Here is a 25,569-nt window from a genome sequence, read left to right as displayed (position 1 = left end):
TCTATCGAACACCCCCTCACCGGCAATGCAGTGAGGGGGTGCAGAGGAGAAAAGCTCGCGCGCCAGAACTAGTTCTTGTGGCTGTGCTGGCGACGGCGGGCCTTGAAGGCCTGTTCGCGCTGGAATTCGCGGTGCAGGCGACGCTCACGTGCCATCTTGCGCTGGAAGGCCTGGGATTCGCGGTACTCGCGGTAAATCACGTCATTGCGCAAGTCCTTGAAGATAGCGAACATGAGCCCGACAAGGATGAAGAGGAATGGCAGTGCTGCCACGATGGTGACGTTCTGCAGGTTCGACAGGGAGTCCTCGCTCGACAGCAGCAGGGTCAGGCCGACGGCTGCAGTGAGCACACCCCATGCCGCGGATAGCCACGGCTTGGCGGTGGTGGCGCCAGACTGAGACATCGAGCCCATGACTGTCGACGCCGAGTCGGCCGACGTGATGAAGAACGTGGCCAGCAGCAGGGCGGCAACGATGCCCGCAACGAAGCCACCAGGCAGGTTCTGCAGGAGGTTGAACAGTTCTTGCTCAGCAGAGTCGCCAGAGATGGAGTTGCCGTTTTGCTCCATGTGGATAGCCGTACCACCGAAGATGGCGAACCATACGGTGGAGACGCCCGCTGGAACCAAGAGCACACCAATGCAGAATTCGCGGACAGAACGGCCGCGGGAAATGCGCGCAAGGAACATGCCAACAAACGGCGACCAGGAAACCCACCAAGCCCAGTAGAAGATTGTCCACGTCGACAACCATTCGCCAGCGGTTCCATTGTCGGACTCAGCGGTACGAGCGATCATCTCGGTGAAGTTCGCCAGGTAGTTACCGATGGAGCCCGGAATCTGGTTCAGAATCGACACCGTCGGGCCAAAGATGAACACGAAGATGGCCAGCAGAGCTGCCAGGACCATGTTGGCGTTAGAGAGGTACTGAATGCCTTTGCCCACACCAGACATGGCAGACAAGATAAAGGCCAAGGTCAGTACCACAACGATGCCAATCACGACGCTTTGCGTGGGGTTCTCAATAATTCCGGACGCTTCCAGGCCCGCCTGGATCTGCATAGCGCCTAGACCCAACGAGCAAGCAGTGCCGAAGACAGTGGCAAAGATGGCCAAGATATCAATGATCTTGCCCACGGCGCCGTCGGCAGCACGCTGGCCGATGAGCGGCACAAAGGCCTGGCTCAACAGCTGCTTACGGCCGATACGGAAGGTGGAGTAAGCGATGGCGAGGCCAACGACGGCATAAACCGCCCACGGGTGCAGAGTCCAGTGGAACATGGCCGTAGCCATTGAGGTTCCTACCTCGTGCTCACCATGTCCGGGAACTCCGTTCTTAAAATAGTTGAGCGGCTCGGAAGCACCGTAGAACATCAGGCCGATGCCCATGCCAGCCGCGAACATCATCGCAATCCACGAGACCGTGGAGAATTCCGGCTCTTCGTTGATCTTGCCCAAACGAATGGTGCCGAACTTAGAGGCCGCGATGCAGATGACAAAAATAACGAAGATGGTGCCGAAGAGCACATAAGCCCAGCCAAAGTTTGTCACCACAAAGTTGAGAGCGTTGCTGGAGAATGAACCGAAGCTCTCCGGCGCGACCAGTCCCCATGCCACGAAGGCAGCGATGAGGAGGCCCGCGATACCGACGATGCTCCAATCAATCGGTGAGTCGATGCCACCGGGCCCAAATTTGTCGTCCTCTTCTGCTTCTACGGGCAAAGCTGCAGCCGAAGGATCAAACTCCTTATTGGTGAGCATGTCCTGAAGCTGGCTCGTAGCTGACGTCGCCTCTAGGCGCTCGTCGACAGTGCGGTAATCATCCGACGCGGCCGGCGAGCTTTGTTCTTGGGAGGCGGCCGAAGACACCCCCGTGTCCTTCACATTGTCTGTATTGGTCGAGTCTGTCATACCTTCAAACCATGGTGCTGTCCCATCAACTAGTCAAACCATAGCGCTCATAAAAAAGCTGCACAGCGGGCCTATTTCACAGCCACAGTGCTCGGAAGGCGGGCAATTTCCTCCATGTACTTCCCCACACAGTGCACACCCTTCAGCACCATCCTGTATGCCAACTGTGCAGCGTGTCCATACAATCCGGCTCTGTCTCCAGCTACCGCCCAGGCTCCCTCAACCTTTCTGCGAATAACGATGCCATAACGATTGCCCGAAAAGAGACGGTCATCACCAGAAACCTGAGGTGGTGCTCAGCCGCGCGCAGCAAGGTAAGCGTCATAGAGCTCACGGTTGGACCATGCCGTTCCCGCCGCCGCCTTCTTGCACGCATCCTTGGCACGCACACCCCGCTCTACTTCTGCGCGGACCTGCTCAACAAGGGTCTCCATCGACACGGGTGCGGCCTCACCGCCCTCGATTACTACGGTGATTTCGCCCCGCGCATTCTCTTCAGCCCACTCTGCGAGCTCGCCTAGGCAGCCTCGCTTAATCTCCTCGTAGGTCTTCGTCAGCTCCCGGCACACAGCGGCGCGACGGTCGGCGCCGAGGATCGCGGAGGCGTCGCCAAGCGTCTGCGCCAAACGGTGCGGGGACTCGAAGAACGCAATCGCGCGCTGCTCCCCCACCAAGGACTCCAGCCACGCCTTGCGCGGCCCGGGCTTGCGCGGCGGGAAGGCATCGAAGAGAAAATGCCCCACTCCCAAACCAGACAGCGCAAGAGCCGTCGGCACCGCCGAGGGTCCTGGGAAGCAGGTCACGGGCACGTCTGCTTCCACTGCTGCGGTGACGATGGAGTGCCCAGGATCAGACACTAGGGGCATACCGGCGTCGGACACCACGAGCACTGTCCCGGTCCGGGCGGCGGCGACGAGAGCGCGCGAACGCTCCTCTTCGTTGTGGTCGAAATTGGACACCACCCTGCCGCGGATCTCCACCCCTAATGCCTGGGCCAGATTGCGAACGCGACGGGTATCTTCCGCGGCAATGACATCTGCGTGACCCAAAGCTTGCATCAAGCGGGCTGAAGCGTCACCGGGATTTCCCAGCGGCGTGGCGGCAAGGATGACCCCACGCGGCAAGGGTTCAAGCTGAAGACTCATACTCCCCAGCATGGCACACGCACGCTAGACTCATCCGAGTGAGTATCGCAACCCCTACCGATCGATCTGGCCGCATCAAGCGCCCGCGTCCGTCTATCGCACGCGGCGCCCATACCCGGCCAGCGCCTCCTGCTCCCCGGCCCTATGTCTGGACAACGGCTGACACGATCAGCACCGTGATCATCGCGGCGCTGGCTTTCCTCACGCGCTTCATTGGCCTGACCTCCCCGGTCTCCGAAGGCACGCCCGTCTTCGATGAGAAGCACTACGTGCCGCAGGCCTGGGACATGGTTACCAGCTGGCATAACCTTTTTATCGGCGGTATTGAGTCCAATCCGGGCTATGGCCTTGTCGTCCACCCGCCGCTGGCCAAACAGATTGTTGCGATTTCGGAGGCTCTCTTCGGCTATACCCCATTGGGATGGCGCTGCATGGCCGCGCTTTTTGGCGTGGGCACGGTCCTGCTGACAATGGCGCTGGCTCGCCGATTGTCCGGTTCATGGCAGGTTGGATTCCTGGCCGGTCTCCTCGCAGTGTGCGATGGTGTGCTTCTCGTTGCCTCCAAGTTTGGCATGCTGGACATCTTCCAAGTCTTCTTCGTCGTTGCCGCCGCATGGGCCTTGGCGCGCGACCACCAGCAGATGCGCGAGCGCCTCCACGCCGCTTTCTTTTCGGGCACTATGGGTGATTCCGACTTCGGTCCTCGTTTTGGTTTCCGGTGGTGGCGCTTTGCAGCCGGTGTCTTCCTGGGGCTAACACTTTCTGTGAAGTGGTCGGGCCTGTATTACATCATGTTCTTCGGCCTCATGAGCGTCTTCTCGGACCTCGCGCTGCGCCGTCTTTATGGCGTGCGCCGCTACATCGTGGGCACGCTGGTACGCGATACGCCCGCGGCCCTCGCCTCCATCGTCGCGGTTCCTGTAGCGCTCTACGCGTGGTCATGGCGCGCTTGGTTCGCCGATGAAACCGCCGTCTACCGCCACGCCAAGGTGGACGGCACTATCGAAGAAGGGTCCTGGCTGCTCAACCTCCCCGAGCCCCTCGCCGGCTGGTTCTACTACCACTCCTCCGTGCTGGAATTCCACGCCTCCTTGACCACTTCAGGCGGCCACAGCCACCCCTGGGATTCCAAGCCGTGGGCCTGGCTGGTGGCCGCGCGCCCCATCCTCTACTACTCCTCCACTGACATTTCCTGTGGCGACGGCGGATCCTGCCGCAAGATGCTGTACCTGTTTGGCACCCCGGCCATTTGGTGGCTGGTCATTCCAGCGGTGCTGTGGGGACTGTGGTCCTTGCTCGTGCGCCGCAACCGCGCCTTCCTCATTCCGCTCGTGGGCGCCGCGGCGGGTTTCCTACCCTGGCTAGCGGTCTTCGACCGCCAGATGTACTTCTTTTATGCCACGGCGTTTATCCCGTTCATCATCGTGCTCATCGCGTTGGCCTTGGGCCAAATGATCGGGCGCGGCCGCAAACTGGAATGGCACTGGCTCACAAGGCTCTTCGGTTCCGCGATGCCGCTGGGCACCTTCATCACGGTGTGCTACGCCGCACTCGTTGTCGCGATGTTTGCCTACTTCTCCCCGATTCTCTACGGCTACATGATCCCGGATTCTTGGTACAACTCCATCATGTGGCTGCCGTCGTGGACCTAACGCGGGCTAGCAGATAGCGTCCGATAAACGTCCCGCAGCAGGAACCCCCGGTCCGCCGCCCAAGCCCAGCCCAGGCAGGCGGTGGCGAGCCCGGTGCCGATGAGGATATAAAGCTGCCCCGCGGCGACGCTGCCCAGGGCAAAATCGCGCATGGTAAAGCCGCACAGGAACGCGAACATTGTGCACGCCACCGGCAGCAATCCGGGCGCTGAGGCAGGGCGCCATGCAGCAAAACCCAAACCGCTGGCAAGGCCGAAGCGCAGTGCTGCGGCCTCGATCAACAGGCGCGCGCGCTCCGGGTCAGCGCCTTCTGCAAGGGTCCCTTCGCTCTCCAGGGTGGTCAAACCCGAAGCACTGACGACGACCACAATCGCCCACACAAGAAATGCCACGGACAGCACACCGAGGGCTACTCGCGCCAACGACAGCGAAGCCTGCCGGGTGCTCGAAGCTCGCTGCCATTCTGGCTCCACGCCAGCGAGGATTACCTCGGATAGATCCTGCGGCGGTGCTCCATCCGGTTCCACAAGGCTCAACGACCGGGATAGAGCCGCTGCCTTGTCCCGGAAGGCCGCACAGTCTGGGCAGCTGGAAACGTGTGCCTCGATGACGTCAGGCGACAGCTGCGGGGCTTCCCCGTCTAACTGCGCGGAAATCGCTGCCTGCACTTGCTCATGCGTCAGCACGGCTCAGCACTCCATCCACGCTCGCCCGGCCGGAACCGAAGACCACGATCATGAGCAATGACACGATGAGAACCAGCGGGTACTCGATGCCGCCATCGGCCGCGAAGAGACCGTTACCGATGTGCACGAAATACAATGCGCACGCCATGAGCAGCGCTAAAGCCCCCGCAACAAAGGTCGTGAGAAGGCCTACCACCAGGGCCGCCCCGCCCAGCATTTCCGCGAAGGCAGCCAAGTATGCCGAGGTCTGCGGCTGTGGGACCCCCATGGCGGAGAACTGCCCGGTAATTTCGTCCATCCCGCTAAAGAACATCTTGTCCACGCCGTGCGCCACGAAGATTACTCCCAGCACCGCGCGGAAGATGAGGAGCGCGGCATCGCGTACGGCGGGTCTATTCATGGTTCATAGACTACCCTGGATAGCCACCTCCCTCCGAAAGGACTCCCCACCCAGCATGCTTACGTGGACCACTACGAACACGCCTCTAGGTTGCCTCACCCTCGTGGGATCTGCGCGAGGTTTATCTCATGTGTATTTCGACGGCGAATCTCCGGATCTTAGAAGCATGCAACGCCTCACGGATGTCACCGAACCTGGCCCTGCGGGCGCGGTGCTTGTCGACGCCTCTCAACAAATTGCCGAGTACTTTGCCGGCACGCGGAGGGATTTTGAGCTGCTTCTCGCCGTGCCTGAGTCCCCGCGCACCTTCCGGGATCGGGCGCAGCGTGTCCTGCGCGACATCCCATTCGGGGAACGTTGGACCTATTCGACTCTTGCCACCGCCGCCGGTAGCGCGCAGGCCGCACGTGCCGCGGGGAGCGCCTGTGCCACCAACCCGCTTCCTATTGTGGTGCCGTGTCACCGCGTCGTACCAGCTGGCGGCGGTGTTGGTTCCTATCGCGGCGGCGCAGCCGCGAAGCAGATGCTTCTGGACCACGAGGCCGCATGCTGCGGCACTAATCCGCAGAGAGCCCTTGGCAAGCACGGGTAGCCCTGGGGAACCGATGAATAACTTCTGCAGTCTAAAAAGGCATGACTAGTACAAAGATGGCAAACGATACGAGACTTGTTTTTGACTCCGCGGGGCTCGGCCGCCCTGCTTGGGCAATGACCTCCCCACTCCTCAAGGAGTACTACGACACCGAATGGGGTATGCCCATCCATGAGGAATCCGCACTGCTAGAGCGCCTCTGTTTGGAGGGCTTCCAGGCTGGGTTGAGCTGGGAGATCGTTCTGCGCAAACGCGAAGCCTTCCGCGCCGCTTTCGTGGGGTTTGATGCTGACCTTCTGGCAAGCTTCGGCGAGGAGGAAGTGGAGCGCCTGATGAATAATCCTGGAATCATCCGGAACCGCCTCAAGATCAATGCGGTACTCGCCAACGCGAAGGCCACGGTGGCCTTAAGAGAGCAGGGCGGACTCGATGAGTTCATCTGGAGCTTCTTGCCGGAAGAGACCATCACGCCGGAGCGCGAAGAAGACATCCCTAAATACACGCAAGAAGCCTTGGACATGTCCAAGGCTTTAAAGAAGGCCGGGTTCAAGTTTGTCGGCCCAGTAACGTGCTTCTCACTCATGGAGGCCATCGGCATGGTCGATGCCCACCTCGTGGGCTCGCACCGTCGCGGCACATCCGGTGTGTGGCCGGCCTAGCTCTTAGCCAACTCGACGCTCCGCCAAATCATCACGCCGCTGGCGCGGGGTGGGATGAGGACCGTCAAACCCACCGTCGGAATCATCCTCCGAGTACACCGGAAGGTAGTCAAAGTCCGGGCTTTCATCATCGATTTCCAGGATGAGCGCGCCCGGGCGGCGCAGCTTCGGCGGAAGCGACTCGGCGGGGTTCTCCGCGTTACGCACTCCGAGGCGGGCGCGGCGTAGGTGGTAAATGCGGCGCCGCAGCAGCTCCCGTTCACGACGCACCTGGGCGCGCAGCGCCACCAGGTAAACCGTGGTCATAACACCAGCGATAGCCGCCAGCCACCACGTCCATCCGCCCACGACGATGCCGAGGCATACCGTAGCTACCACTGCTACCGCCAACCCGATGAGCGTACGCTGACGGCGCTGGTAACGCGTGGCAGAAGCTTCCTTCTCCTTCACCGGATCCCAGCCGCCGCGGCCAAGGCGGCGCTGTGCGAAGGCGAGCTCGTCCTCAGACAGCTCGGTATCGCTGCCGCCGGCCTCAGAGTCCTCGGCGTTCAGCTCCGCGGCATCAGCGTTCTCGCTTTCCGCCGCCGTGGATTTTTCCGCGTCGGGAGCATCATCAGCCCCATCTGAATCCTCGGCGTTGGGCGTCGTCAGCGCCTCCTCCACAGCGTCAATAGCACCCGGGTACATCAAATCGACCGGAGAAGTGTAGGCATCATCGAAGTCATAAGCATCCTCCGCCACCTCAGCATTGGCTGGGGCTGTAAACACTTCAGCAGCATCTGCTTCAACGTCCTTGGTGTCCTGTCCTGCTTCCTGCTCGGCCTCGGCGACGTGGGCGGGCTCCGCTTCGAGCTCGAAGTCCTCTTCAACGGCGTCTTCCTCAACAACCTCGCCGTCAATCGTCTCCGCGACGTCCGAAGTAGCTTCATCAGAGGTAGCGGTTTCAGCGCGGGAGGACTGCGAATCCTCGCTTACGCCTTCGACCTCCACCAGCTCGTACTCCGCTTCGTCCGCTGCAGCCCCCGTTCCTGCCTGGGCGCGCGGGCGGATATCTTCCTTGCCCAGGCGCGGCTTGCGACGGCCCGGCACAGAGCCGGAATCACCTTCGAAGAGCACGCGAGTCTCTTCAAAGGCCTCACCCGTGTGGCTCATCGGACGCTGCGAACGCAAAAGCAACGGGGCGAGGATGAAGAGCCACAACACGATTACGAGAATGATCGGCACGGCAGTCATCATGCGGCTGTGTCCCACTTTCAGGGGTCGACGAAAAGGGAATATAACTAGGCCCCTACTCTAGCCGCCCACACCGGCTCCATGGGCATCAACGAGCCCATAAATTACAAGGTTGTTACTTAAGTGAAAACAGAGGTAGTTGAACTAATCCAAGCGCGATCTAGAGGCCGAGGATCCGCCCCGCCGCATGCAGGCGCGCCACCGCGCTCGAGGCAAAATCCTCACGATTGAGCGCCAAGAAGTGGTGGTCCCGCCATGCGCCGTCAATGTGTAAGTTGCGGCGCAGAAATCCCTCATCCCGAAAGCCATTGTTGTGTAGCACCTTGCCCGAAGCAGGGTTCTCCGGCAGGTAGGTGGCGGTGACTCTGTGCAGCCCCACGCGGTAAAAAGCGTGGTCCACGCCGAGGGCGCACGCAACGGTGGCCACGCCTGCGCCGTGTACCCCGGAATGGACCCAATAGCCTATCCAGCATTCACTGACCCCTCCGTGTTGAATATTTCCCAGGGTTAATTGGCCTCGAAATTGCCCATCGACGTCAATGACGAGCGGCACCACCGTTCCAACGCGGGCAGAATCGCGCAAAAACATCAGGTGATTCCACCACGCAGACTGCGAATGCGCCGCATCCCATGACGTCGGCAGCGTAGGTTCCACGGGCTTAAGAAAATCCCGATCCGCCATGCGCTGCTGCCGCCACGCCTCACCATCCCGACGCAACAGCGGGCGCAGGCGCACCGTCGCTCCGTGCGGGAAGACGCTGGAACCTCGCAGCCGCACAGCAGGGGTCGCCTCAGGCCACCCCGGATGCTCGGGGTGAGCCTCACCGCTGGCGGGAGTGGAAAACCGCCCTGCGGCAGTACCAAAAGGATCAAGCATGGCGTGCGTAGCTGCCGGCTAGCTTCGTTGGGTCAGGAAGAGGACGTCGACCACATCTCCCGGGCGGATCTCGGTGACCTCCTCCGGGATGCGAATCATAGCGTTCGCCTCTGACAACCCGGCGAGCAGGTGCGCCGGCGCGCCCGCCGCGCCACCTAGCCCTTCCACGAGGTAATCGGAGGTCTCGGCGTCACGCATCAGCCGGGCACGGATGTATCCGCGACGGCCCGGGCGGGACTCCATGTGGTTGAGCACGCGTGCGCGTACGACGCGACGCTGACCGCTGCGCTTGCCTAGGGACAACCGAATCAGCGGGCGCACAAAAACCTCGAAGATGACGAGCGCAGACACGGGGTTCGAAGGCAACAGGAAGGTGGGGATGCGCTCCTCCCCCAACAGACCAAAACCTTGGACCGAACCGGGGTGCATTGCCACACGAGTAGTATCGACATCCCCCAGCTCATCGAGGACTTCGCGGATTTCATCCGCCCCCGCACCGCCCACGGCACCGGAAATCACCAGCACCTCGCTGCGCGCCAGGTAAGTCTCCAAGGCCTCCCGCACGCGGCGCGGCTCACCGGCAGCAATGCCGACGCGATGCACGTCCGCGCCGGCCTCCTTCGCGGCCGCTGCGAGTGAGTAAGAGTTCACGTCGAAGACTTGGCCCAGGCCGGGCTCACGGTCGACGTCGACAAGCTCCTTGCCGTAAGAGACGATGGTCACGCGCGGGCGTGGGTACGCCAGCACCTTCGAGCGCCCCACCGCCGCGAGCAGGCCAATCTGCGCCGGCCCCAAGACAGTTCCAGAGGACACTGCCACATCGCCGGGTTGGATGTCATCGCCCACACGGCGCACGAAGTCTCCCGAACGCACTGGCCGGTGCGAGGTCACGCGCTTGCGTCCGCGGTCGGTCCACTCGAGGGGAAGGACGGCGTCGGCAAGCGTGGGCAAAGGCGCGCCCGTATACACCCGCACCGCCTGCTTAGGCTGCAAACGCAAAGGCTGGCGCGAGCCTGCAGGCACCTCCCCCACCACCGGAAGCGAGCGCTCAATCTCAGTCTCCGAGGCAGGAGCATCCGCATCCTCAGCGTCGTGGCGAGTGCGCGCCTTGAGGGCTTTTTCTCCCCCGACGTCCACGGCACGCACGGCGTAGCCATCAATCGCCGCCTGCGGGAAGCCCGGCAGCGGCTGATTAGCCTGCACCTCCTCCGCGCACTTGAGACCCAGCGCATTCGCGATGGCGATGCGTACCGGCTCCGGAGTCATCGCTGCATCAAGAATGAACGCCATCTGGTCATCGACCGAACGCATGTACCGCCTACCTTTGCTCTGGGGTATGTGGGGCCTAAAGGGATGGAAGTTACTGGAGTAGAGCTTAGCGCGCTTGGTGCGTCAAGACTTAGCCCTTCAGCCCGTTTTCTTCTTCGTAATCCTCCACAATCTTCTTAATCGCCTTGTAGAGCGCAGGACCGTATTTCTCATCGCGCAGACCAAAGTCCACGTTGGCTGGGATATAACCGCCCGGGTTGCCAAGGTCGTGACGCTTGCCTTGGTGAACTACGACGTGAACCGGGTGTCCCTCCTTGATGAGGAGCTCGATGGCATCGGTCAACTGCAGCTCTCCACCCTTGCCCGGCTTGATACGGCGAAGCGCATCAAAGATCTTCCTGTCGAGCAGGTAGCGCCCGGTGGCCACAAGGTTAGACGGCGCATCAGCCGGATCCGGCTTCTCCACCATGCCCACAACCTTCTTCACTCCCGGCGCGTCGGTGTCTTCGACGTCGAACACACCGTAGTTAAAGGTCTCCTCGCGCGCGACCTCAAAGGCGCACAGCACGCTGCCGCCTAGAGCTGCGCGAACACGGGCCATCTCCCCCATGACGGTGGCGGGCAGAACAATGTCATCCGGTAGCATGACGGCGAAGAATTCCTCGTCATCCTCGAGCACGGATTCCGCCAAGCCCACCGCGTGGCCCAAGCCCAGCGGCTTTTCCTGCTCCACCGAAATCGGGTGAATCAGCTGGGCGGCGCGCTTGACCTTAGCAACCTGCTCGTCTTTGCCGCGGGCGTCGAGTGTCTCAACCAGATCCGGAAACTCCTCGAAGTGCCGCATCACTTCTTGCTTGTTTGGTGCAGTGATCACCGCGAGGCGCTGAGCACCAACCGAAGCGGCCTCTTCCGCAATAAGCTCGATGCCCGGCGTATCAACGACGGGGAGCAGCTCCTTGGGCACGGTCTTGGTGGCAGGCAGGAAGCGAGTGCCCATGCCAGCAGCGGGGACAACGACCGTAGCGATCCCGGTGTGGGAATCCTCGTGTGCAATAGCCATAAGTTCCACTTTACAATGCACCCACCGCTCTCCTGCGCTGCGCTACGCCGTCACATTATGATTAACAACCATGACGACCTCCCCCAAGGACGCCTTAAGAGCCTCACTCCTTAGCGCCCGCCGCGAACGCACCTCTGAACAGCGAACTGACGACAACGCCGCGTGGTGTGCTGGTGTGAGAGAGCTCCTGACTCCCGCGATGCGCATTGCCGCCTACCACCCACTGGGCACAGAGCCGGGCGGCCCCAGCTTCGTAGATACCGTGGCACAGCTCTGCAAAGAGGTTTACCTGCCTATTTCCGGTGCAGACGGGGAGCTTTTGTGGACGCTATATACCGGCCCACAGGCCATGCGCCCGGGGGCGCTGGGGATTGCGGAGCCCGTCGGCCAGCGCCACAGCAGCGAAATCCTGGCCCAGCTCGATCTCATCCTCGCGCCCGCGATGGCAGTCAGCGAATCAGGCATGCGCTTGGGCAAGGGGGCAGGGTATTACGACCGCGCGCTCACGCCTCTCCCCACTGGGCGCCCGCCTGTCGTCGCCTTGGTGCATTCCAGCGAGATCCGCGATGTCCCCTTCGATGAGCACGACCGTCCAGTCGATGGCGTCCTGACCGAGCGCGGGTTGCGCTGGCTTTAATCGCTTTCGGGCCCCGCCCGGGAACCACGCGGCGCCACGCGCAGTCTAAGAAGGTATGGATTTTCTACATGTTCTGCGCACCCCGGGACATCGCCGCAGCGTGTTCCTGCGCCGCGTTATCGCAGCTGTCCTGCTCGTGACCGCCGCGGCCAGTGCGCTCGCTTCCACGCGTGAGCAGCCCCGCGTCGTGGTCATGGCCCGGGACGTGGCGGCCGGGGAGACGCTAGCGCTTGGCGATGTCTCCGTGGCCCGCGTCCCCTCCTCCGCTCTTCCCGCCACGGCGTTGGGAAATAACCCAGAGGATGCCGTGGGACGCGTGCTGGTAGCGGCCGCGAGCGCTGGCGAAATCTTGACCACAACTCGCCTACTCAGCTCAGATCTCGTCGCAGATTTCGGTATGGACAACGGCCACCTCATCCCGCTTACGCTGGCTGAGCCGGAGATTTCTCGTAATCTCCACCATGGAGATACGGTCAACATCGTCGGCACGGTCGAGGATGGGCCCGACGGTACCGCCCCCGCACGCGGAAAGACTATTGCCCGTGGCGCTCGCGTCGTGTCGGTAGGAACAGGCGGAGATGATGCACGCACACAATCGTTGCTCGTTGCCCTCCCCGCCGAGGCGGCCGAGGACGTCGCTGCCGCTTCCCTTGCGCAACCGCTCACGGTCGTCATCGTGGGCGACCGTGCCCACAATTAAGATGACACTGTGAAGATCGCCGCGTTTGCGCATCAATGGTGCCGCGGGATGTTGCCACCACCAACAATCTCTGCCTAGTATGGGCGCATCCACTCAGGCGCTAATGTTTGTGTGTCTTTCCTGTCTCACAACGTCGTGGCAACGCATGCTGTGAGCGCTCAACAGTGGTCTTTTCTATTCCAGCAATTTCCCCCGATGCTTCTTCCTAAGTAGGCACTCCTACCGCTTCAAGAATCTCGCTCCTTTCGGCCCCTTCCGGCTCATCACGTGCTAGGTACCGCCTCATTGAACAGCGTTGGTTCTCTCACCGCGCGCTGCGCCGCAGCCGCGCACTACCGAAGAAGCATTTACTCCGCAGAAAAGGACATATTCCCATGCTTAAGGGCTTTAAAGATTTCATCTTGCGCGGCAACGTCATCGAGCTGGCCGTGGCCGTCATCATCGGTGCTGCATTCACCGCAATCGTTACCTCCATCACGGACCACCTCATCCAGCCGCTGATCAACTCCTTCGGTTCCCCGGACTTCGGTGGCCTGGGCTTCGCGATTACCGACAATCCCGAGACCTTCCTTGACTTTGGTGCGGTCATCACGGCACTCATCAACTTCCTGATCGTCGCTGCCGTCATCTACTTCGTCATTGTCGCTCCGCTCAATGCCGTCACCGAGCACGCTAAGCGCCGCCAGGGTGTTGACCCGGAGGAGCCGGCTCCGACCGCCGAGCAGCTGCTCGCTGAGATCCGCGACCTGCTCGCTGCTGAGAACGGTGGCACCACCACTGAGAAGCCAGGTTCCAGCTTCTAATTCACAAGCAAAACCTGCAATCCCGCAGAGCCAGCACAATGCTGAAGCTCTGCGGGATTTCCTTATGCGCTCTAGGCCCTCGACGCGCTACTGCGTAGTACCAAAGTGCGGCGGCATATTCTCGCGGTAGAAAGCCTCACCGGTGACTTCGTCTTCGCTGTTGCCATCAAGGCTTACGATGCGCAGCTCATCGGCGCCAGCCCCAGCAGAGGTACCAGCCGCCTGCGATACTGGCCCGCCGGGCACGTCGAAGCTGCGGTCATAATTCTGGGCGGTCGACGGGCGCTGAGCACGACGACGGCGGGCACGTGGTGCGGAATCAGCCATTAGACGCTGGATTTCTGCAGCTGATCAACTAGATGATGCACCAAAGGCGTCAAGGTTGCCATGCCATCGCGCACCGCCGCGCGGGACGAAGCCACGTTGACGATGACCGTCGAACCGGACACTCCTGAAATACCGCGGGAGGTGCAGGCATCCACCGCGCCGCATGCCTGGCCGGAAGAGCGCAGCGCCTGCGCCACGCCCGGAACCATTTGATCCAGCACCGCGCGGGTTGCCTCAGGAGTTTTATCGCGGGGGCCAACGCCCGTGCCACCGATAGTCAATACGAGGTCAACTCCCCCGACCACACCGGTTTCAATCGCCTGTCGGATTTTGGATTTCTTGGAGCGAACAATCACTGCGCCGTCGAAGGTGAAATCGGCTTCGGCCAGCAATTCACCCGCCAAACGCGATGTGTCATCCGTTGACTCATCTGGGTGGTCGGTAACGATCACGACGAGCGCGCGACGCGGCGCCTGAACGCTTTGTTCTTGCTCGCTCGCAATGAGGAAGGCGTCATCGGGCTCGGTAACATCATCAAGTTCGTGTGAGGCATCGCGCCCCAACAGCTCAGTTGCGTCGGTGTTGTCTGCCACGGAGGTTCTCCTTAAAGGTGGGACGGAATCTTCCGGAAGTAGTTGCTTAAAAGGTGTCAGGGTGCGGTATTCACGCGGTGCTTGCGCACCGCCCGAGTATTTGTAAACTTACTCGCTCGCCAGCGTTACCTCTACCTTTCTCACGTCTTCGTTGTCGCGGCCCTTAACTTCCAGTGTCACGGTTGCCCCAAATTCCTGCGAGCGGGTTGCCGCAATCAGGGCATCGGAGCTTTCAATGAGCCGGTCGTTGACGCGAGTGACCACATCACCGGACTTCAGTCCTGCCTTATCAGCTGGGCTGCCAGATTCCACATCAACGATTTCCGCGCCAAGGGTATCGCTCTGCGCACGGACCTTAACGCCCAACGTGGGATGCTTGACCTTGCCGTTATTGATGAGCTCATCGGCCATCCGCTTAGCAAAATTTGAGGGGATGGCGAAGCCCAGGCCGATGGAGCCGCCTTCGGCATTCGAACCGCCAGATAGCGAGGCGATCATCGAGTTCATGCCAATGATGTTGCCCTCCATATCCACCAAGGGACCGCCGGAGTTACCGGGGTTGACGGCTGCGTCGGTCTGGATGGCGTCGATAAGCGAGGACTCCCCACCTTCCTGTGACGCACGCACTGGGCGGTTCTTGGCCGACACAATTCCGGACGTCACCGTGGCGTTGAGCCCCAGCGGGGAGCCAACGGCAACTACCTCCTGCCCCACTGCGGCCGCGTCCGAATCACCAAACTGGAGGAAAGGAAGATCGCTGACGTCGTCGATTTTGATGACCCCGACGTCTGTCGTCGCATCGGACGCGACAAACGTAGCGCTATGGCGCGAACCATCATTCATCGTCACTTCGAGTCTCCCGCCTTGATCCGCGCCAGCAACCACGTGGTGGTTGGTCAGCACATAACCATCCGGGGAGATAATTGAGCCGGAGCCCTCGGCGCCGCCAGAGCGGGTCATGGAGTAGATCGACACCACCGACGGCAAAACCTTCGATGCTACGTCCTCCACAGAGCCAGCGGCCGGCTCGTTACCGGTGCTATTGGCCACCGGCTGGCGCTCGAGAACCTCGTTGACCGTCGAGGTGGAGGATTTATCGTCACCGGCTTTGCCAACCACGGCACCGGTGACGCCGCCAGCTGCAATGAATGCAACGAGCATCATCGCCAACGCGGTGCCCATTCCTACTTTGCGCTTGTTCTTCGGTTCGCTTCCCGGCTCCACGACGTGCGCGCCTGCGCCTGGCTGACCAGCGAAGTGTTCGTTCTGATTCCCCTCGGACGCAGCACCGTAGCGCTGTCCTGCATATGGTTGCGCTGTGCTCTGTCGCACCTGGCTTTGCTGACCGAAGCCATAAGTTGAGCCGCCATACGGTGCTTGCCCCGCGTTTGAAGCCTGAGAGGGCTGAGTACCAAACGACGATGGGCTTCCCTGCCCGCCCTGTGCACCGTAGGGTGCTTGCTGCCTTCCCTGTGCCCACGAGTCCGAGCGCGGCTGATTCCAGCCGTTTGATGAGCTACCCGCAGAAGGCGCCCCGCCCTGCTGCTGTGCTTGTCCCCGTCCATCAGAGTTCTGCGGGGTATCCATGGGATTATCCATGTTCGAATTCCTCATATTCATGTCAGGTAGTGTGCACCATTGCGCTGGGGTGTATCTGTCTCTGCTCTGCCAGTGTGCTAGGAAAAGCTGTACATTTCCTGTGCGCACTGAACTGGGGCGATACTTTGCAGACTAGCTTTGGTTAAACCACCGCTCTGCAAAGATATGCCCCCGGTCGTGTGGGTTCTCCGAGTGCTCCTCGGCTGGCTCCTGAGATGTCTCCTCTGCTTCTTGCGCATCGAAGGATTCTGGCTGAAACTCGTTCGGAATTTCTTCCAGTCCATCCACCATGGCATCCCCCTCGGTGGGATGCCCCGGCAGGATAACCTCCATGCGTGTTCCACCGTCCGCGGAATCCTTAATGGTGATCTCTCCATTGTGCCGCTCAACGACGGATTTCACGATGGCCAAGCCCAATCCGGAACCAGGCATTGCACGAGCTTCGGCCGAACGGTAGAAACGCTCGAACACCTTGTCGCGCTCCTCGGGCGCGATACCGGGACCCGAGTCATCCACACGCAGGCACACCTTGTCCTCTGCCACTTGCCGCATGGACACGCGCACGGTACCCGTCGGCGGCGACCACTTCGCGGCGTTATCCATGAGATTGAGCGTGGCACGCCCCAAGGCAAATGGGTCACCATCCAACATCCACGGAATAAACCTCACGCGGAAGTCCACGTCAGGGCGCCGGCGCTTGGCACGATTAAGGGAATTCTCCAGGACCTCGTGCAGCTCGACCGGTTCCGGTTCCTTCTCAGTGGCATCTTCGCGTGCCAAGTCCACGAGATCACCGATCAGGGTCGACAACTCCGACATCTGCGCCATCACGTCGTCTTCCAAATCACGACGATCTTCCTCGCTGATGCCGAATCCGCCGCCGGATTTATTCAGCATCATGAGCAGCTCGATATTGGTACGCATGGAAGTTAGCGGCGTCTTCAACTCGTGGCCGGCATCTGCCACGAACTGCGATTGCTGCACGCGCGCATGCTGCAGGGCAGACAGCATTCGGTTGAAGGACACCGTCAGCTGCGACATCTCGTCATTGCTCTCCACCGCAATCGGCCGCAAGTCATTAGTCTGCGTCACATAATCTGCCGCGCGCTTGAGGCGCGCGATGGGTTCCATACCGGTCTTGGACACCACCATTCCCGCGAAGACGGAAAGCAGCACGCCGAACGCCACGATAATGAGCAGAGCCGAGCCCACCGCGGAAACGATTTCCTCGGTCGGCCCTAGGTCCTTAGCTAGGACTACCGTGGTCCCGCCGTCCTCATGCTTAGCCAGCACGCGCTCCCCACCCAAAGTGCGGATGGAGCTTTCCATAGTGTCCCCGTCGGGCTTAAAATCGCCGCCCACGGGCAGTGCGTCACCAAATGCAAACGCGGCCGACGGTGGGGAGATTGAGATCCGAGTCGAGGGGTTATAGAGCTTGAATGAGGAAATTTCCTGGTCGATGTTCTCCACAAAGGCCGGATCCTGCGCCTGCTGTATGAGTACGTCGGCTTGCTGCATAATCTGCTTATCGGCGCTCGCCGTCATCGAAGCCGCGACAAGCCAATAGGTCACAAACGTCATTACTGCCACGGAGAAGGCAACAACAACACCGGTAACCAAAGAAAGGCGCCACCGAAGCGGCGCCCGTGAAGCCCAGCCGCGTCGGCCTGAGCGGCCTAACCACGCAGTGGTATCCAGGTCTTCAGAAGGCACCGCATCAGGCGCGGGCCTCCGCAAAATCACGCGATAGCCTCCCTCATGACATAGCCAACACCGCGCACGGTGTGGATAAGACGCGGCTCACCATTCTCCTCGGTCTTTTTGCGGAGATAGCCAATGTAGACTTCAAGCGCATTTCCGGAGGTGGGGAAATCATAGCCCCACACTTCTTCCAAGATGGTGTTGCGGGAGAGCACCTTGCGGGGGTTCTCCATCAATAAACGCAGGAGAGCAAACTCGGTACGGGTCAGGGAAATTGGACGGTCGCCGCGAGTAACTTCACGCGTATCTGCATCAAGCTTGAGGTCCTCGAAGCTTAGCTGCGTCTCAACCGGCTGCTTCGCCCCGATGGAGTCCGCAGCGGCACGCCGAACCAAAGAACGCACGCGAGCCAAAAGCTCCTCCAGCGCAAATGGCTTGGGCAGGTAATCGTCGGCGCCAGCATCGAGACCTGCAACGCGATCGGACACGCCATCACGAGCCGTCAGCACGAGAATGGGGCGGTCCCAGCCTTCGCTGCGCAGGGTGCGGCAGACTTCAAGGCCGTCCATGTTCGGCATCATCACATCGAGGATCAGTAGCTCGGGGTTATCACTGTGAACCATCTCGACAGCCTGAACGCCGTCGGCGGCCAGCACAACCTCGTAGCCATTAAACTTCAGGGAGCGCCGAAGCGATTCACGTACGGCCTGCTCGTCATCCACGACAAGAATCTTCATAATCTCAATTATGTCCTATCTAGGACGTTTTCACGAAGTAGGCCGCATTCTTTCGCCCCCTTATACCCCCTTAGGCCGCTGGTTTCCCCAAAAAATTCAAGGCCGCCTCGGCGGCCCACGCCTTAGCAATCATGGAGCGCTGCGAGCGCGCACTACATGCGCACGACAAAAGCCCCGAAGATTCACTCAAAGCGGTGAATCTTCGGGGCTACAGTCACAGACTGAAGACCTGAGAGGCCTTAGAACTGCTCGACGTCAACCAGGCCGAGCTTTGCAGCCTTGACCAGGCGGCGCGGGATGCGCACGGTCTGACCGTCGATGGTGACTTCCTGGAGGGCGACATTGTCAGCCTTCCACTGGGAACGGCGAGAGTGGGTGTTCGCGCGGGACTTCTTAAACTTAGGAGTTGCCATCTTTTCCTATCCTCCTTACGCGTTCTTCTTCTTGCGGCGAGCCATTGCACCGAAGCGCTGGTTGAACTTCTCAACGCGGCCAGCGGTATCCATAACGCGCTGCGCACCGGTCCAGAACGGGTGGGACTCAGCGGTCACGTCGACGACGATGAGCGGGTACTCGTTGCCGTCTTCCCACTCAACGGTGCGCTCGGAGGTAGCGGTGGACTTGGTCAGGAAGGAGTGGCCGGTACCGGCGTCCTTGAAGACCACCGGGTGGTAATCCGGGTGGATGTCTTTCTTCATATGTCGATTCCCTCAGGGTTGAACTACGGGTCGGTTCCTTCCGTGACGCGTGAGAGCGTGAAAGGATCGTGCCCGAGTTGGGTCTCTATACTTACAAACGTGCGGCTCGCGCCGACAACTTGAAACATCCTACAGGCCGCAGGCATCAAAATCGAAATCGCCGCAGTTCATACTCCTCAGAGCAACGCAACGGCAAGCGAAAACAATCACCCCGCCAGCACCTTCGACGGAAATGGCGCTTGGATAATAGGTATCAAAGCCGGGTTGCACGACAGCGGTGATTAGGTTCTACAGGCCGCGGCATGTAAGATTTCCCCTTGCTGTTGTCAAAGTAATCGTTTTACGCCCCATCAACTGGTGTTCAACGGATTAAGCCTCCTGCTCAACCTCACTTTTTAGAGCGCCGCGCCTCACCGCGGATATAGGCACTCCGTTAGTCGCTTTCGATGTGGGCGGCTAGGAGAAAGAAGACCCATGTCGGCTATTTGCCAGGTAACGGGCCGCAAGCCGGAATTCGGCAAGCAGGTCTCGCACTCGCACCGCCGCACCTCGCGCCGTTGGAACCCCAACGTGCAGCGTCGTCGGTACTACCTGCCCTCTGAGGGCCGTACCATCACCCTGAATGTTTCCACCAAGGGCATGAAGATCATCGACCGTGACGGCATCGAGTCCGTCGTGGCCAAGATTCGCGCACGTGGGGAGAAGATCTAAAGATGGCACGTAATGACATCCGTCCAATCATCAAACTGAAGTCCACTGCGGGCACCGGTTACACCTACGTGACCCGTAAGAACAAGCGCAACAACCCGGATCGCATCACCTTGAAGAAGTTCGATCCGATCGTCCGCAAGCACGTCGAATTCCGCGAGGAGCGATAATTTATGGCTAAGAAGTCAAAGATCGCCAAGAACGAGCAGCGCAAGGAAATCGTCGCCCGCTACGCGGAGCGTCGCGCTGAGCTCAAGGCAATCATCAAGAACCCGAACACCCCGGACGAAGAGCGCCTCGAGGCGCAGTTCGAGCTGAACCGTCAGCCGCGCGACGCCGCTCGCGTCCGCGTCCGTAACCGCGACTCCGCCGATGGACGTCCGCGCGGTTACCTCCGCAAGTTCGGTCTGTCCCGTGTCCGTATGCGCGGCATGGCTCACCGTGGTGAGCTGCCGGGCGTTCGCAAGTCCAGCTGGTAAAGGGGTACCCATACAATGGCTGTCAAGCGTAATAATCACAAGAAGTTCCGTATGGAGCAGACCCGTCGCCCGAAGAAGAACCCGCTCAAGGCCGAGGGCATTGAGAAGGTTGACTACAAGGAGATCAAGACCCTGCGTCTGTTCATCTCCGATCGTGGCAAGATCCGCTCCCGTCGCGTCACCGGTCTGACCCCGCAGCAGCAGCGCCAGGTTGCTACTGCCGTCAAGAACGCTCGCGAAATGGCTCTCCTGCCGTTCACGTCCCGCTAAACACTAGCTGGTTTCAACAGCGCACTTTTGCCGCTGTACTCGTGACTCACTAGGACAGGACAAAAGAGCTTTTAAGCCGCCGCCTACCTCCCCGTTTAAGGGGCATGGTAGGCGGCGGCTTTCGTTTTCCGCTGTCCTCTTGGAGATCGTGCACCGCACCTGTCTTAGCCAGAGCTGGCACCCCCGAGTGCTACATTGAAGGGTTAGAACGCCCCTGATGGAAAGGGAACTTAAGCCTTTATGCCACTGCACGAATCACTCACAGACCTCAGCGAACTCGCTACCCACTGCCAGTCCCCCGCCCATGCACGCGGCTTGCTAGAAGAAGCGCAGGATTTGGTGCGCAACGCAACTGCCCACCGGGGAGACGGTGTGGAACTCGCTGCGTGGTTTTCTCGCGTGGTCACGGACATCGTCCGTTCTCCAGGTCTCGCCAGCCCGGTTCGCCTCACCGGCGCCGCTGCCCGCGGCGACCTCCTCCCCTCACTACCCATCACGTGGTTAGGCACTGACGAGCAGCTCGAGAAGCTCATCACCGAGGCCGGCTTGACCTGCGGCGCGGTACAGGATTGCGCATCAACCCGTGCCGATGCTGGCCTCCCACTAGGGTCTGGCGGCGAGGAGGAGCTCTACGCCGAGGCCGTGTCACAGCGCCCAGCACCGCTCAAGCTCGTGGATGGGCTTCCCGATCGTTTAGCCGATGTGTCCATTCGTTTTTCTTTGCTGGCGCCCATTTCTGCCATCGCGCGTTGGGCAGCACCAGCGCCCCGCCCCACCCAAGACCGTCTTGCCATCGGCGTGGAGCGTGAGCTGCTCACCACCGCGGAGGCGGAGGGCCTGAGTCTCGCTTGGGGCACGGGCATCGCGCTGGAGTTGGGGCGGTGGTACGAGGGCGTCGTCCAGCACAGTGTCGTGCTCGGGGATCTGCCTCCACTGGACCGCACCGCCTATGGATCGGCGTGCCGCACAGTCTCCGCTGCCTTTGAATCCATCATGATTCGGCACGGTAATGTGGTTGGCAGTAGTGAAAGCTGAGCTTTAGCAATCGCCGTTTGCGGCGGAGTGTACGATTACTGATTTGCCGTCAGTTATTGCTTGAACATTATCGAAGGGAGTCCGCCTCATGGCAGGTAGCGTTGGCAGGCCACGGAAGAATAGCCCACGCCGCCGGGGTAATACCGCGCGCGAAGAAATCCTGGATGCCTCATCCGAGCTTTTTACCACCCAGGGTTTTGCTACAACTTCCACGCACCAAATTGCTGATGCCGTCGGCATCCGTCAGGCTTCGCTGTACTATCACTTTCCTTCGAAGACGGATATCTTCCTCACTCTGCTGAATTCCACCATCGAACCCTCGCTGGAGCTGGCGGATGAGCTTGCGGCCTCCGATGCCGCGCCGGCGCAGCGCCTGTGGTCACTGGTAGCAGCCGAATCTCGCCTGCTTTTGACCTCGGCGTGGAACGTCGGCCGCCTTTATCAGCTGCCGGTGGCTAATTCCCCCGAGTTCGGTGAATATCACGAGCAGCGCGACCGCCTCAAGGATCACTTCCGTACTGCCGCCGCAGGAATTGTGGGCGAGGACGATCCGCGCATCGAGCTCCCCTTCCACATCGCGCTCTCCGTCATTGAAATGCGCCCCAATGATGGCAACGCACCGTTTGATGCCTCGCAGCGCGTGCCGGAGCAGTCCGCCATGCTTGCCGACGCCGCCCTAGCAGTCCTCGGCGCCACCCCTCCCGACGACGCCGAGGCGACCACCCTGGAGCTGCTCAAGAACCGCAACGACTCTATTTCTTCCGCCGCCGCGGCCGCCGCGGACCGCAAGAGGTCGGCCCGCTAGCGGCCGTGTCGAATGGCGTAGTGCGCCAAGAAGGTCTTATAAGGCTTGTAGGCCTTTTCGCCGTCAGCGCGGAGGTTATCGACGAGGCGATCCATCTTGTGGTTCGTCTTCTTTTCGGTCCACCCCAGCGCCTCAGCAATGTCGCGCACCGAGGGGATATCGGCGTCGGTGGAGCCCGGCTTCTTGAGGTAGCTGGCTAGCTGGCGCAGCAGCTCTTCTTGCTCATCATTGGGCACGTGACGGGTGCGTGTGCGCTCTTCATCAACGTCCTGCTCGCGCTTGGTACGGCGCGAATAGTTGCTGTTTTCTACGTCGATATACAGCTCGTAGGGGCATTCTGGCGTCTCAAAGGTAACCCTCGATGGCCCTGGGGGTACCGCCGCGACAGAGCGGGGGCCGAGATCAATGCGCGAAAATCCTTTGACCCCGCGCAGCTCTATGCGCAGTGGGATGTGACTGCCCACGTTGCAGATCATCCACCCCTGGCCGCCATACCACAGCTGGAAGAGCTGGCGGTGCAGGCTGAGGTCCTCCTCACCCACCCGGAAGTCACCGGCGCGGCCGACGATGAGTTCCTCCCCCGGGGAAATAACCTTCACGCCGCCGATCAGGTCATCGATGCGCAGCCTGGGCCCCCGCGGTGCGTTCTGCGGCGTGCGTGGTTGTTGCTGGCTCATGGACACCTCCGTAGGGCTGGACAACTCGCGCTCTTCGCCGGGTATGTCGGCGAGGCGCCTTCAAACAGTGCTCTTCAGTGTAGCGGCATTCACTTTGTTTCGGCGTGCTAAGCCACACCCCACCTCAGCTGGCGCTAGGCCACGATAGCCCACGTCACTAAGAAAATAAGGATGATGACCACGACGGTGACCGTGATGATGAGGGCATTCGAATTATCCTTCGCGGCCGGCTTGCGGGTTGCCCGTTGAGGAGTAGACCGTCGCTGCACCGTAGACCCTGGCATCGCCGGGGTAACTGGTGTGGAGGGTGACACGGTTCCCGAAGACGCGATCGGGTTAGAGGGAGCGACGAAGCCAGTTGGCCTTGCCCGATCCATGGACCCAAAGGAGGCGGAGGGCTCCGGCCAACGCTGGGGTGATTGCCCCTGTTGGCCAAACTGTCTCGGCCGCGCAGTGCTTCGTGTATTCCGCGGCTGCTCTGGTTGCGACGAAGGCTGCGGGGCTGGGGCGCCGCGCAGGGCTGGGGCGCTACGCGGGGCAGAGGAAGTAGGGCCGGAAGCGGGCTGGGAGGGGCGGGAACGGGAGACGTCGTCAAGCGCGGCGATGAAGTCCTGGGCCCGCGCATAGCGCTGCATGGGCACGCTGTTGAGCGCCTTGTTCAGCACGGTCTGTACCTCCGAGGCAACGCGGGCAGTGTCTTCTGCAAGGAATGCGGCGAAGGCATCGCTGGACAGATCCGGGATACGGCGCTGTCCTTCCCACTCGCTGCGCGGCATCGTGTCCTTGAGGTGGTGAAGCGTGAGCATCTCGAAGGCGATAAGCGCCAGCGAGTAATCGTCCGCGCGCGCCGACATGTCATCATCACCATAAGCATGGCCGTTATTCTCTGGGGCCAAATACTTTTCGGTACCCACGATGTGACCGACCTTAGTCAGGCGCGACTGGCCTTCCTCGATACTGATTCCGAAGTCACTCAGCACAGCCGGCGGCAGGCTGCCCGGGTTTTTGCGCAGCAAGATATTGGCGGGCTTGATGTCCCGATGCACCCACCCGGGGTGCAGCTCGTGGTGCATATAGTCCAGCGCCGCGGCAATCGGTTTGAGGTAGTACACCACCTCGGTGACCGTAGATCCCCTCCCCTTGTTGGCCCGTTCCCGGATCGCCTGCGCTAAGGTTCCACCGTCGATGAACGCCATGACCATCACGTCATCCCCGCGCGGCGTCGATTCCTTGGAATAGAACTGAACCACCCCCGGGTGGCTACCGATCCTGGTGAGAGCCTTCATTTCGTTGTGGAAACGGGCTCGAGAGGCCTCATCCCGGACATCATCCAGCAGCACTTTAACCGCGAGCTCACGGGACAGGTCCGGATCGGTTGCATGAAAAACCTGCCCCATGCCGCCCTCGCCCAGCAGGTACACGGTGGTATACCGCTTTTGCTGGGTAAGCCATTGCACGAAGTAGGAATTAGTCACCGCCCCATTGCACCATATGCATAGCAAGGCTTGAGGTTGCCATGTCCCATCGCCCCCAAATGGAGGGTGCTACCCCGCAGTTCCGTCTGGTTGTGCGGAGCCAGATATGCTACCTGTAGTTCTCTACTGTTTTCCAAGGACCCTATGAGCACCCCAGGATTTGGCACTAACCATTACGCACATAAGCCCCCTACGCCGGCGTCGGGCCAGACTCAACGGCCCCAGTCAGAGCAGCGCAACCTCGTTCCGATCATCTGCGCCATTGCAATCCTTATCGCACTGCTGATTGCCGGAATCGTGATTTGGAATGATGTCCGTTCCACCAGCCAGGCAAGCCCCGAAGCCGGCAGCGCAACGGAGCAGGAACCCACCCGCGTAGGCGGGGCTGCGCCGGAGGAAACGGCCGCAGAAGAAGGAACAGCTGACGACGAGGAAACTGCTGACGACGAGGAAGCCGCTGATGAGCAGGCACCAAAGACTTCTCTAAATCCTGATGCTGCCGATGTCCCCGAAGGACTCACCGCGGCCGGATGGTCCGACTACCCGGAGGCACGCTGCCAGCACGGCGAGAACATGATTTTCGCTGCCCATGGCTCGGATCCCGATTCGCACATTGTGGTCTGCGAAAAGCAGGACTCCCTTTTCTACCGCGGAGTCTGGTCCAGCGGTGCTGCCTTTGGTCCGGCGCGCGGTGAGGGAACCTCCTTTAGCGCCACAATCCTCGATCCCACCAGCGGGGATGACACCGGCTCCGTGCTCAACATCCGGGGTACGGACTATGACATCGACGGGGAGGCCGGAAAATTCGAGGACTACTGGCCTCACTAGGAACCGCACTAGGG

The 25,569-nt window shown here is 60.9% G+C and carries 30 protein-coding genes; 13 read left to right on the top strand and 17 right to left on the bottom strand.

Annotated elements, in window-relative coordinates:
• Positions 1–68: 68 nt before the first annotated feature.
• Together ACUY3D_RS00350 and rsmI are read right to left on the bottom strand one after the other, a co-directional pair.
• The gene (locus ACUY3D_RS00350) at positions 69–1,910 is read right to left on the bottom strand and encodes a BCCT family transporter (RefSeq protein WP_070683862.1); all 1,842 of its coding nucleotides are present in this window, start codon (positions 1,908–1,910) and stop codon (positions 69–71) included.
• Between the two features lie 296 nt (positions 1,911–2,206).
• Positions 2,207–3,055 carry a 16S rRNA (cytidine(1402)-2'-O)-methyltransferase gene (rsmI, locus tag ACUY3D_RS00345; protein ID WP_070597491.1) on the bottom strand — a complete coding sequence of 283 codons (849 nt, stop codon included), beginning with the start codon at positions 3,053–3,055 and terminating at the stop codon, positions 2,207–2,209.
• Between the two features lie 38 nt (positions 3,056–3,093).
• On the opposite strand from rsmI, the gene pmt reads away from it, so the two are divergent.
• Entirely contained in the window at positions 3,094–4,707 is a 1,614-nt protein-coding gene (gene pmt, locus ACUY3D_RS00340) for a protein O-mannosyltransferase (RefSeq protein ID WP_369816039.1), read from the top strand.
• Here pmt and ACUY3D_RS00335 read toward each other — a convergent pair.
• On the bottom strand, positions 4,704–5,393 hold the full coding sequence (locus ACUY3D_RS00335; protein ID WP_070520764.1) for a zf-HC2 domain-containing protein: 690 nt from the start codon (positions 5,391–5,393) through the stop codon (positions 4,704–4,706). The genes pmt and ACUY3D_RS00335 overlap by 4 nt on opposite strands.
• The gene (locus tag ACUY3D_RS00330; RefSeq protein ID WP_070520761.1) at positions 5,380–5,793 is read right to left on the bottom strand and encodes a DoxX family protein; all 414 of its coding nucleotides are present in this window, start codon (positions 5,791–5,793) and stop codon (positions 5,380–5,382) included. Before ACUY3D_RS00330 ends, ACUY3D_RS00335 begins: the two co-directional genes overlap by 14 nt.
• Here ACUY3D_RS00330 and ACUY3D_RS00325 point away from each other — a divergent pair.
• The gene (locus ACUY3D_RS00325; RefSeq protein ID WP_448240111.1) at positions 5,756–6,385 is read left to right on the top strand and encodes a methylated-DNA--[protein]-cysteine S-methyltransferase; all 630 of its coding nucleotides are present in this window, start codon (positions 5,756–5,758) and stop codon (positions 6,383–6,385) included. The two genes, ACUY3D_RS00330 and ACUY3D_RS00325, sit on opposite strands and share 38 nt — an antisense overlap.
• Before the next feature lie 41 nt (positions 6,386–6,426).
• The gene (locus ACUY3D_RS00320) at positions 6,427–7,044 is read left to right on the top strand and encodes a DNA-3-methyladenine glycosylase I (protein WP_448240110.1); all 618 of its coding nucleotides are present in this window, start codon (positions 6,427–6,429) and stop codon (positions 7,042–7,044) included.
• Positions 7,045–7,047: 3 nt separating this feature from the next.
• Here the strand turns inward: ACUY3D_RS00320 and sepX are convergent, their stop codons facing one another.
• The 4 genes from sepX to ACUY3D_RS00300 all read right to left on the bottom strand — a co-directional run bounded on the left by sepX (position 7,048) and on the right by ACUY3D_RS00300 (position 11,483).
• Entirely contained in the window at positions 7,048–8,277 is a 1,230-nt protein-coding gene (gene sepX / locus ACUY3D_RS00315; RefSeq protein WP_448240202.1) for a divisome protein SepX/GlpR, read from the bottom strand.
• Between the two features lie 160 nt (positions 8,278–8,437).
• The gene (locus ACUY3D_RS00310) at positions 8,438–9,154 is read right to left on the bottom strand and encodes a GNAT family N-acetyltransferase (RefSeq protein ID WP_448240109.1); all 717 of its coding nucleotides are present in this window, start codon (positions 9,152–9,154) and stop codon (positions 8,438–8,440) included.
• 18 nt (positions 9,155–9,172) lie between these two features.
• The gene (gene glp, locus ACUY3D_RS00305) at positions 9,173–10,465 is read right to left on the bottom strand and encodes a molybdotransferase-like divisome protein Glp (protein ID WP_070520746.1); all 1,293 of its coding nucleotides are present in this window, start codon (positions 10,463–10,465) and stop codon (positions 9,173–9,175) included.
• Between the two features lie 88 nt (positions 10,466–10,553).
• On the bottom strand, positions 10,554–11,483 hold the full coding sequence (locus ACUY3D_RS00300; RefSeq protein WP_070520743.1) for a UTP--glucose-1-phosphate uridylyltransferase: 930 nt from the start codon (positions 11,481–11,483) through the stop codon (positions 10,554–10,556).
• Positions 11,484–11,553: 70 nt separating this feature from the next.
• On the opposite strand from ACUY3D_RS00300, the gene ACUY3D_RS00295 reads away from it, so the two are divergent.
• The 3 genes from ACUY3D_RS00295 to mscL all read left to right on the top strand — a co-directional run bounded on the left by ACUY3D_RS00295 (position 11,554) and on the right by mscL (position 13,623).
• A complete protein-coding gene (locus tag ACUY3D_RS00295; protein ID WP_070531661.1) occupies positions 11,554–12,120 on the top strand; it encodes a 5-formyltetrahydrofolate cyclo-ligase in 567 nt (188 codons plus the stop codon).
• 55 nt (positions 12,121–12,175) lie between these two features.
• Positions 12,176–12,820 carry an SAF domain-containing protein gene (locus ACUY3D_RS00290; protein ID WP_070531660.1) on the top strand — a complete coding sequence of 215 codons (645 nt, stop codon included), beginning with the start codon at positions 12,176–12,178 and terminating at the stop codon, positions 12,818–12,820.
• A gap of 374 nt (positions 12,821–13,194) precedes the next feature.
• Entirely contained in the window at positions 13,195–13,623 is a 429-nt protein-coding gene (mscL, locus tag ACUY3D_RS00285; protein WP_070520733.1) for a large conductance mechanosensitive channel protein MscL, read from the top strand.
• 87 nt (positions 13,624–13,710) lie between these two features.
• On the opposite strand, the gene ACUY3D_RS00280 is transcribed toward mscL, so the two are convergent.
• The 7 genes from ACUY3D_RS00280 to ACUY3D_RS00250 form a co-directional block, all read right to left on the bottom strand.
• Positions 13,711–13,950 carry a hypothetical protein gene (locus tag ACUY3D_RS00280; RefSeq protein ID WP_070520730.1) on the bottom strand — a complete coding sequence of 80 codons (240 nt, stop codon included), beginning with the start codon at positions 13,948–13,950 and terminating at the stop codon, positions 13,711–13,713.
• On the bottom strand, positions 13,950–14,543 hold the full coding sequence (locus ACUY3D_RS00275) for a MogA/MoaB family molybdenum cofactor biosynthesis protein (RefSeq protein WP_448240108.1): 594 nt from the start codon (positions 14,541–14,543) through the stop codon (positions 13,950–13,952). The genes ACUY3D_RS00280 and ACUY3D_RS00275 overlap by 1 nt, the downstream gene beginning before the upstream one ends.
• Before the next feature lie 108 nt (positions 14,544–14,651).
• Complete coding sequence (locus ACUY3D_RS00270; RefSeq protein ID WP_448240107.1) at positions 14,652–16,142, bottom strand: S1C family serine protease; 1,491 nt, start codon at positions 16,140–16,142, stop codon at positions 14,652–14,654.
• Positions 16,143–16,274: 132 nt separating this feature from the next.
• The gene (locus ACUY3D_RS00265; RefSeq protein ID WP_448240106.1) at positions 16,275–17,723 is read right to left on the bottom strand and encodes a HAMP domain-containing sensor histidine kinase; all 1,449 of its coding nucleotides are present in this window, start codon (positions 17,721–17,723) and stop codon (positions 16,275–16,277) included.
• Between the two features lie 158 nt (positions 17,724–17,881).
• A complete protein-coding gene (locus ACUY3D_RS00260) occupies positions 17,882–18,580 on the bottom strand; it encodes a response regulator transcription factor (protein WP_070520714.1) in 699 nt (232 codons plus the stop codon).
• Positions 18,581–18,819: 239 nt separating this feature from the next.
• Positions 18,820–18,993 (bottom strand): 50S ribosomal protein L32, encoded by a 174-nt coding sequence (rpmF, locus tag ACUY3D_RS00255; RefSeq protein ID WP_010187615.1) that lies wholly within the window; start codon positions 18,991–18,993, stop codon positions 18,820–18,822.
• Between the two features lie 15 nt (positions 18,994–19,008).
• Entirely contained in the window at positions 19,009–19,278 is a 270-nt protein-coding gene (locus ACUY3D_RS00250; protein WP_070520710.1) for a type B 50S ribosomal protein L31, read from the bottom strand.
• Positions 19,279–19,752: 474 nt separating this feature from the next.
• Between ACUY3D_RS00250 and rpmB the strand changes: the two genes are divergently transcribed.
• From rpmB to ACUY3D_RS00220, 6 genes are all read left to right on the top strand, one after another.
• Positions 19,753–19,989: a 50S ribosomal protein L28 gene (gene rpmB, locus ACUY3D_RS00245; protein WP_005279911.1), complete on the top strand. Its 237-nt coding sequence runs from the start codon at positions 19,753–19,755 to the stop codon at positions 19,987–19,989.
• Positions 19,990–19,991: 2 nt separating this feature from the next.
• Positions 19,992–20,156 (top strand): 50S ribosomal protein L33, encoded by a 165-nt coding sequence (rpmG, locus tag ACUY3D_RS00240; protein ID WP_010187624.1) that lies wholly within the window; start codon positions 19,992–19,994, stop codon positions 20,154–20,156.
• Between the two features lie 3 nt (positions 20,157–20,159).
• The gene (gene rpsN, locus ACUY3D_RS00235; RefSeq protein ID WP_010187625.1) at positions 20,160–20,465 is read left to right on the top strand and encodes a 30S ribosomal protein S14; all 306 of its coding nucleotides are present in this window, start codon (positions 20,160–20,162) and stop codon (positions 20,463–20,465) included.
• A 15-nt stretch (positions 20,466–20,480) separates the two neighbouring features.
• The gene (gene rpsR, locus ACUY3D_RS00230; RefSeq protein WP_010187626.1) at positions 20,481–20,735 is read left to right on the top strand and encodes a 30S ribosomal protein S18; all 255 of its coding nucleotides are present in this window, start codon (positions 20,481–20,483) and stop codon (positions 20,733–20,735) included.
• Between the two features lie 240 nt (positions 20,736–20,975).
• Entirely contained in the window at positions 20,976–21,770 is a 795-nt protein-coding gene (locus ACUY3D_RS00225) for a hypothetical protein (protein WP_448240105.1), read from the top strand.
• 88 nt (positions 21,771–21,858) lie between these two features.
• Positions 21,859–22,575, top strand: a complete 717-nt coding sequence (locus ACUY3D_RS00220) for a TetR/AcrR family transcriptional regulator (RefSeq protein WP_070597474.1) — start codon at positions 21,859–21,861, stop codon at positions 22,573–22,575.
• On the opposite strand, the gene ACUY3D_RS00215 is transcribed toward ACUY3D_RS00220, so the two are convergent.
• Entirely contained in the window at positions 22,572–23,252 is a 681-nt protein-coding gene (locus ACUY3D_RS00215) for a DNA-binding response regulator (protein WP_118854842.1), read from the bottom strand. The genes ACUY3D_RS00220 and ACUY3D_RS00215 overlap by 4 nt on opposite strands.
• A 134-nt stretch (positions 23,253–23,386) precedes the next feature.
• Positions 23,387–24,727, bottom strand: coding sequence for a serine/threonine protein kinase (locus tag ACUY3D_RS00210; protein WP_448240104.1), 1,341 nt, complete (start codon positions 24,725–24,727; stop codon positions 23,387–23,389).
• A gap of 144 nt (positions 24,728–24,871) precedes the next feature.
• On the opposite strand from ACUY3D_RS00210, the gene ACUY3D_RS00205 reads away from it, so the two are divergent.
• On the top strand, positions 24,872–25,555 hold the full coding sequence (locus ACUY3D_RS00205) for a hypothetical protein (protein WP_070531647.1): 684 nt from the start codon (positions 24,872–24,874) through the stop codon (positions 25,553–25,555).
• Positions 25,556–25,569: the final 14 nt, after the last annotated feature.

The organism is Corynebacterium guaraldiae (assembly GCF_053480195.1).
This window is presented reverse-complemented; position numbering and strand designations above follow the sequence as displayed.

What these genes read in the sequence shown, in the direction of transcription:
- ACUY3D_RS00350 (WP_070683862.1), bottom strand. Translation starts at nt 1,910, where the DNA reads ATGACAGACTCGACCAATACAGACAATGTGAAGGACACGGGGGTGTCT.
- rsmI (WP_070597491.1), bottom strand. Translation starts at nt 3,055, where the DNA reads ATGAGTCTTCAGCTTGAACCCTTGCCGCGTGGGGTCATCCTTGCCGCC.
- ACUY3D_RS00325 (WP_448240111.1), top strand. Translation starts at nt 5,756, where the DNA reads ATGAGGAGCGCGGCATCGCGTACGGCGGGTCTATTCATGGTTCATAGA.
- ACUY3D_RS00330 (WP_070520761.1), bottom strand. Translation starts at nt 5,793, where the DNA reads ATGAATAGACCCGCCGTACGCGATGCCGCGCTCCTCATCTTCCGCGCG.
- ACUY3D_RS00320 (WP_448240110.1), top strand. Translation starts at nt 6,427, where the DNA reads ATGACTAGTACAAAGATGGCAAACGATACGAGACTTGTTTTTGACTCC.
- sepX (WP_448240202.1), bottom strand. Translation starts at nt 8,277, where the DNA reads ATGACTGCCGTGCCGATCATTCTCGTAATCGTGTTGTGGCTCTTCATC.
- ACUY3D_RS00310 (WP_448240109.1), bottom strand. Translation starts at nt 9,154, where the DNA reads ATGCTTGATCCTTTTGGTACTGCCGCAGGGCGGTTTTCCACTCCCGCC.
- glp (WP_070520746.1), bottom strand. Translation starts at nt 10,465, where the DNA reads ATGCGTTCGGTCGATGACCAGATGGCGTTCATTCTTGATGCAGCGATG.
- ACUY3D_RS00300 (WP_070520743.1), bottom strand. Translation starts at nt 11,483, where the DNA reads ATGGCTATTGCACACGAGGATTCCCACACCGGGATCGCTACGGTCGTT.
- ACUY3D_RS00295 (WP_070531661.1), top strand. Translation starts at nt 11,554, where the DNA reads ATGACGACCTCCCCCAAGGACGCCTTAAGAGCCTCACTCCTTAGCGCC.
- ACUY3D_RS00290 (WP_070531660.1), top strand. Translation starts at nt 12,176, where the DNA reads ATGGATTTTCTACATGTTCTGCGCACCCCGGGACATCGCCGCAGCGTG.
- mscL (WP_070520733.1), top strand. Translation starts at nt 13,195, where the DNA reads ATGCTTAAGGGCTTTAAAGATTTCATCTTGCGCGGCAACGTCATCGAG.
- ACUY3D_RS00280 (WP_070520730.1), bottom strand. Translation starts at nt 13,950, where the DNA reads ATGGCTGATTCCGCACCACGTGCCCGCCGTCGTCGTGCTCAGCGCCCG.
- ACUY3D_RS00270 (WP_448240107.1), bottom strand. Translation starts at nt 16,142, where the DNA reads ATGGATAATCCCATGGATACCCCGCAGAACTCTGATGGACGGGGACAA.
- ACUY3D_RS00265 (WP_448240106.1), bottom strand. Translation starts at nt 17,723, where the DNA reads ATGACGTTTGTGACCTATTGGCTTGTCGCGGCTTCGATGACGGCGAGC.
- ACUY3D_RS00260 (WP_070520714.1), bottom strand. Translation starts at nt 18,580, where the DNA reads ATGAAGATTCTTGTCGTGGATGACGAGCAGGCCGTACGTGAATCGCTT.
- rpmF (WP_010187615.1), bottom strand. Translation starts at nt 18,993, where the DNA reads ATGGCAACTCCTAAGTTTAAGAAGTCCCGCGCGAACACCCACTCTCGC.
- ACUY3D_RS00250 (WP_070520710.1), bottom strand. Translation starts at nt 19,278, where the DNA reads ATGAAGAAAGACATCCACCCGGATTACCACCCGGTGGTCTTCAAGGAC.
- rpmB (WP_005279911.1), top strand. Translation starts at nt 19,753, where the DNA reads ATGTCGGCTATTTGCCAGGTAACGGGCCGCAAGCCGGAATTCGGCAAG.
- rpmG (WP_010187624.1), top strand. Translation starts at nt 19,992, where the DNA reads ATGGCACGTAATGACATCCGTCCAATCATCAAACTGAAGTCCACTGCG.
- rpsN (WP_010187625.1), top strand. Translation starts at nt 20,160, where the DNA reads ATGGCTAAGAAGTCAAAGATCGCCAAGAACGAGCAGCGCAAGGAAATC.
- rpsR (WP_010187626.1), top strand. Translation starts at nt 20,481, where the DNA reads ATGGCTGTCAAGCGTAATAATCACAAGAAGTTCCGTATGGAGCAGACC.
- ACUY3D_RS00225 (WP_448240105.1), top strand. Translation starts at nt 20,976, where the DNA reads ATGCCACTGCACGAATCACTCACAGACCTCAGCGAACTCGCTACCCAC.
- ACUY3D_RS00220 (WP_070597474.1), top strand. Translation starts at nt 21,859, where the DNA reads ATGGCAGGTAGCGTTGGCAGGCCACGGAAGAATAGCCCACGCCGCCGG.
- ACUY3D_RS00215 (WP_118854842.1), bottom strand. Translation starts at nt 23,252, where the DNA reads ATGAGCCAGCAACAACCACGCACGCCGCAGAACGCACCGCGGGGGCCC.
- ACUY3D_RS00205 (WP_070531647.1), top strand. Translation starts at nt 24,872, where the DNA reads ATGAGCACCCCAGGATTTGGCACTAACCATTACGCACATAAGCCCCCT.